The sequence below is a fragment of the Paraburkholderia sp. UCT2 genome (assembly GCF_014397665.1).
GTDB lineage: Bacteria > Pseudomonadota > Gammaproteobacteria > Burkholderiales > Burkholderiaceae > Paraburkholderia > Paraburkholderia tuberum.
The window spans coordinates 1-5,457 of the sequence record NZ_VZQO01000097.1 but is presented as its reverse complement, the minus strand read 5'-3'; the positions used below and the strand labels follow the sequence as shown (position 1 = coordinate 5,457).

Genomic DNA, 5,457 nt, shown 5'->3' with positions numbered 1-5,457 from the left:
CGCTTAAGAGTTGGCGGTTTGAGCTGTCTTCTTTGCCTACTTTCTTTGCAGCAGCAAAGAAAGTAGGTGCCGCCCCGCACAGGGGCAACGCTAATAGACCGATAAGACAACAAGGAAAGGCCAACCAAGCCAGAACAACGAAAAAACCCCAACCCATATCCAGAAGAACAAAAAAAACCAAAAAAAGCGCCGCCCCCGCCGGGGCATATAATGTCCCCCGAACTGCGCCTAAGCAAAAAAATGCCCGACCTCCTCTCGAATCTAAACCCCGAACAACACGCCGCCGTAACGCTCCCGAATGAGCCCGCCCTGATCCTGGCGGGCGCCGGCAGCGGCAAAACCCGCGTCCTGATCACCCGCATCGCGTGGCTGATTCAGCAAGGCCTCGCGTCCCCCGCGACCGTCCTCGCGGTGACCTTCACGAACAAAGCCGCCCGCGAAATGATGGCGCGCCTCTCGGCGCTATTGCCGATCGACACGCGCGGCATGTGGATCGGCACGTTCCACGGCCTGTGCAACCGTATGCTGCGCGCGCATCACCGCGACGCCGGGCTGCCCGCCACGTTCCAGATTCTCGATACCGCGGACCAGCTGTCGGCGATCAAGCGCCTGATGAAGGGCCTCAACATCGACGACGAAAAATACCCCGCGAAAAATCTCCAGTACTTCATCAACAACGCGAAAGAGCAGGGCCTGCGCCCCAAAGACGTCGACGCCACCGACAACTTCAACCGCAAGTTCGTCGAACTCTACGAAGCCTACGATCAGCAATGCCAGCGCGAAGGCGTCGTCGACTTCCCCGAGCTGCTGCTGCGCTGCTACGAACTGCTCGCGCACAATCCGCCGCTGCGCGCGCATTACCAGGCGCGCTTCAGGCACATCCTCGTCGACGAGTTTCAGGACACCAACAAGCTGCAATACGCGTGGCTGAAGCTGCTCGCGGGCCAGCACAACGCAATCTTCGCGGTCGGCGACGACGACCAGTCGATCTACGCGTTCCGCGGCGCGAACGTCGGCAACATGCGCGACTTCGAGCACGAGTTCAACGTGCGCAATCTGATCAAGCTCGAGCAAAACTATCGTTCGCACGGCCATATTCTCGATGCCGCCAACCAGCTGATCGCGAACAACTCGCGACGCCTCGGCAAGAATCTGCGTACCGACGCGGGTCACGGCGAACCGGTGCGCGTCTACGAATCGGCGACCGATTCGCAGGAGGCCGGCTGGATCGTCGAAGAGATCCGCGCGCTGATCAACACCGGCCTGTCGCGCAGCGAAATCGCGGTGCTCTACCGCAGCAACGCGCAGTCGCGCACGATCGAGCACACGCTCGTCAACGCGGGCATCGCGTATCGCGTGTATGGCGGCCTGCGCTTTTTCGAGCGTCAGGAAGTCAAGCACGCGCTCGCCTACCTGCGCCTGATCGACAACCCGAACGACGACACCGCGTTCGGCCGCGTCGTCAATTTCCCGACTCGCGGCATCGGCGCGCGTTCGATCGAACAGCTCGCCGACGCGGCGCGTCTGTACAACTGCTCGATGGCCGCGGCGATTCCGTACGTCGCCGGCAAGGCCGGCTCGAGCCTCGCCGCGTTCGCGAACCTCGTCGGCAAGATGCGCGCCGACACGCAGCAGATGAGCTTGCCGAAGACCGTCGAGTACGTGGTCCGCGCGAGCGGTCTCGCCGACTTCTATCAGAACGAGCGCGAAGGCCAGGAGCGGCTCGAGAACTTGGAGGAACTCGTCAACGCGGCCGCCGCGTTCGTCAGCGAGGAAGGCTACGGGCTCGATACGCCCGCGCGCTCGATTCCGCTGCGGCCAGGAGCCAGCGCCGCGCCCGAACTCGCGGTCGCGACCGACGATCCGACCACGGTGGTCCTCGACGCGCCGGGCATCGCCGATCCGGCGCAAAACTCCGACACGATGACGCCGCTCGCGGGCTTTCTGTCGCACGCATCGCTCGAAGCGGGCGACAATCAGGCGCAGGCCGGCCAGGAAGCGGTGCAGTTGATGACGGTGCACGCGGCTAAGGGGCTCGAATTCACCGCGGTGTTCATCACCGGCCTCGAAGAGGGGCTGTTCCCGCACGAGAACAGCGCGATGGAGGCCGACGGCCTCGAAGAGGAGCGGCGTCTGATGTACGTCGCGATCACGCGCGCGAAGGAGCGGCTGTACCTGTCTTTCGCGCAGAGCCGGATGCTGCACGGCCAGACCCGCTACAACATCCGCTCGCGTTTCTTCGACGAATTGCCGCACGAAACGCTGAAGTGGCTGACGCCGAAGGTCGAGGCGGGCTCGCGCTGGGGCGGCCGCTCGGACAACGCCGGCTACGGGCGCGACTGGTTCGCGCGGCCGGGGTACGGCGGCGGTTCGGCGTCGACGGCGGCGGTGACCTCCGCGCCGGCGCCCGCGTTCGCGAACGAGCAACGCGCGGCCGACACGGGCTTCCGCGTCGGCCAGCAGGTGTTTCATACGAAGTTCGGCGAAGGCACGATCACCGCACTCGAAGGCAACGGCACCGACGCGAAAGCGCAGGTCCGCTTCAAGCGGCACGGCGAAAAATGGCTGGCGCTGGCGGTGGCTAAATTGCAGGCGGTCGAATGAGCACGCCCTTGAATCTCAGCCACGATGCGCGGCGCCCGCTCGGCGTTCTGGCCGCGTTACCGCAGGAACTCGGCGACCTGATCGAAGCGATGCGCGCCGAGTCCGGCGTGCGCACGGTCACGCACGGCCAGCGTGACTACCACGTCGGCACCGTGCACGGCACGCCGTGCGTCGTCACGCTCGCGCGCGTCGGCAAGGTCGCGGCGGCCGCGACGGTCAGTGCGCTGATCCACGCGTTCGATGTCGAGGCGATCGTGTTCACCGGTGTCGCGGGCGGTGTCGGCGGCGACGTGCATGTCGGCGATATCGTCGTTGCGAGCGCGCTGATGCAGCACGATGTCGACGCGTCGCCGCTTTTTCCGCGCTTCGAGGTGCCGCTGCTCGGCATGTCGCGCTTCACCACCGATGCGGCGCTCGCCGACCGTCTAACCGCCGCATGCGAGCAGTTCGTCGCCGAGGAAGGCGCGGCCTGCGCGGCGCGCTTCGGCACGCGCGCGCCGCGCGTGCATCGCGGCTTGATCGTCAGCGGCGATCAGTTCGTCGCGAGCGCGGCGGCCGTCGCGGCGTTGCGCGACGCGCTGCCCGACGCGCTCGCGGTCGAGATGGAAGGCGCGGCGATCGCGCAGGTCTGCTACGAGTACGGCGTGCCGTGCGCGGTCGTGCGCACGATCTCCGATACCGCCGACGACCACGCGCCCGGATCGTTCATGTCGTTCCTGACCGGGATCGCGGGCACGTATTCGAACGCGATTCTCGCGCGCTTTCTCGGCACGCGGGACACCGCGGGCTGAGCGCCCGCTTGTTCGTCCGCCTGGTCGCCCCCTGCTTGGCCCGCTTATTCCTTCCTGCCGTCGCCGAGCGCGTCGCGCACCTGCTGCAGCGCGGCCGGATCTTCGATCGTCGGCAAATCGCCCGGCTCGCGCCCTTCGGCGAGCGCCGCGATAGCGCGGCGCAATAGCTTGCCGGAGCGCGTCTTCGGCAGCATCGATACCATCACCACGCGCGCGGGCCGCGCAATCGAGCCGAGATGGCGGTCGACCGTCATCGCCAGCTCGGCTTCGAGCCGCGCGCGCTCGCTCGGGTCGCCTTCTCCCTGCGCGCCGCGCAGCACGACGAAGGCCATCGCCGCCTGACCCTTGACCGGATCGGTCACACCGACCACCGCGACTTCCGCGACAGCCGCATGGCTCGACAGCGCCTCCTCGATCTCGCGCGTGCCGAGGCGATGGCCCGCGACGTTGATGACGTCGTCGGTGCGGCCGAGGATCGTCACGTAGCCGTCCTCGTCCTGCACGCCCCAGTCGAACGTCGAATACACCTGCTGGTTCGGCACGCTCGACCAGTAGGTGCCGACGAAGCGCTTGTCGTCGCCCCATACCGTCGACATGCAGCCCGGCGGCAGCGGATAGTCGAGCGTCAGCACGCCTTTCTCGCCGGGCGCGCAGGGCTCGCCGGTCAGCTCGTCGCGCACGGTCAGGCTATAGCCGATCGAGGGCACGCCCGGCGAACCGAGCTTGGTCGGCAGTGCCTCGATGCCGCGCGGAATCGCGAGCATCGGCCAGCCGGTTTCGGTCTGCCAGTAGTTGTCGATCACCGGCTTGTTCAACGCGTTGGAGATCCATTCGGCGGTCGGTTCGTCGAGTGGTTCGCCGGCGAGAAACAGCGTGCGCAGGCTCGACAGATCGGCTGCCTTCATCAGCGCCGGGTCCTGCTTCTTCAGCACGCGTATCGCGGTCGGCGCGGTGAACATCAGGTTGATCTTGTGCTGTTCGACGAGCCGCCACCAGATGCCGCCGTCCGGACGAATCGGCGTGCCTTCGTACATCACGGTGGTCAGCCCCGCGATCAGCGGCGCGTACACGATGTAGCTGTGGCCGACCACCCAGCCGACGTCGGACGCGGTGAACATGGTGTCGCCGGGCTTGCCCTCGAAGATGTATTCCATCGATGCCGCGAGCGCGACCGCATAGCCGCCGACATCGCGCTGCACGCCCTTCGGTTTGCCGGTCGTGCCCGACGTGTACAGCACGTACGACGGCTCGTTCGATTCGAGCCACTCGCACGGGACGTGGGCGTCGAAGAACTGTTCGCGCAGCGGCTCGTAGGCGACGAGGTAGGGCGCGTTCAGTCGCGCGGGCGCGAGCTGCCGGTCGATCAGCAGCACATGCGGTGTCTTGTGCATGGCGCGCGCGAGCGCTTCGTCGACGAGCGGCGTGTAGTCGACCACCTTGCCGCCGCGCGCGCCGGCGTCCGCAGTGACGATCAGCACGGGCTTCGCGTGGTCGATACGCGCGGCGAGGTTCGGCGCCGCGAAGCCGCCGAACACGACCGAGTGGATCGCGCCGAGCCGCGCGCACGCGAGCATCGCGAACAGCGCCTCGGGGATCATCGGCAGATAGATCAGCACGACATCGCCGCGCTTCACGCCGAGCGAGCGCATGACGGCGGCCATCCGGTTGATTTCGGCGTACAGATCGGCATACGTGTAGTGCCGCTCGATGCCGGTTTCGGTCGATACGTAGACGAGCGCGTTCTGCTGCGCGCGTTCGGCCAGATGCCGGTCGACCGCGTTATGGCAGAGGTTCGTGCGACCGCCGACGAACCAGCGCGCGAACGGCGGCTTCGAGCGGTCGAGCACGGTGCCGAATGGCGTGTGCCAGTGAATGCGCCGGGCTTCTTCGCGCCAGAAGGCTTCGGGGTGGTCGATCGAGCGGCGGTGGAAATCGCGGTAGCGGGTCATCGGCGGCGATCCTCGTGCGGCGGGAGTGGACGGGGTTGGATGAAACGGAATCGCAAATTGCGCGCCCGGTGCGGCGCTGGTTATGCGCACAAGCATAGCCACGGGCGGGAGGG

4 protein-coding genes are annotated in these 5,457 nt (G+C 66.6%); 2 read left to right on the top strand and 2 right to left on the bottom strand.

Annotation, left to right across the window (positions count from 1 at the left end; genetic code table 11):
- On the bottom strand, positions 1-181 hold a 181-nt coding region (locus F6X39_RS36425), incomplete at its 3' end, for a hypothetical protein (protein ID WP_222945416.1).
- Positions 182-240: 59 nt separating this feature from the next.
- Between F6X39_RS36425 and F6X39_RS35605 the strand changes: the two genes are divergently transcribed.
- Both F6X39_RS35605 and F6X39_RS35600 read left to right on the top strand, forming a co-directional pair.
- Entirely contained in the window at positions 241-2,604 is a 2,364-nt protein-coding gene (locus F6X39_RS35605) for a UvrD-helicase domain-containing protein (protein ID WP_187620080.1), read from the top strand.
- A complete protein-coding gene (locus F6X39_RS35600; protein ID WP_018421182.1) occupies positions 2,601-3,395 on the top strand; it encodes a 5'-methylthioadenosine/adenosylhomocysteine nucleosidase in 795 nt (264 codons plus the stop codon). The genes F6X39_RS35605 and F6X39_RS35600 overlap by 4 nt, the downstream gene beginning before the upstream one ends.
- A 44-nt stretch (positions 3,396-3,439) precedes the next feature.
- On the opposite strand, the gene F6X39_RS35595 is transcribed toward F6X39_RS35600, so the two are convergent.
- Complete coding sequence (locus F6X39_RS35595) at positions 3,440-5,344, bottom strand: propionate--CoA ligase (protein WP_187620079.1); 1,905 nt, start codon at positions 5,342-5,344, stop codon at positions 3,440-3,442.
- Positions 5,345-5,457: the final 113 nt, after the last annotated feature.

Bases quoted from the DNA above. Each gene is read 5' to 3' on its own strand.
- F6X39_RS35605 (WP_187620080.1), top strand. From the start codon at position 241: ATGCCCGACCTCCTCTCGAATCTAAACCCCGAACAACACGCCGCCGTA.
- F6X39_RS35600 (WP_018421182.1), top strand. From the start codon at position 2,601: ATGAGCACGCCCTTGAATCTCAGCCACGATGCGCGGCGCCCGCTCGGC.
- F6X39_RS35595 (WP_187620079.1), bottom strand. From the start codon at position 5,344: ATGACCCGCTACCGCGATTTCCACCGCCGCTCGATCGACCACCCCGAA.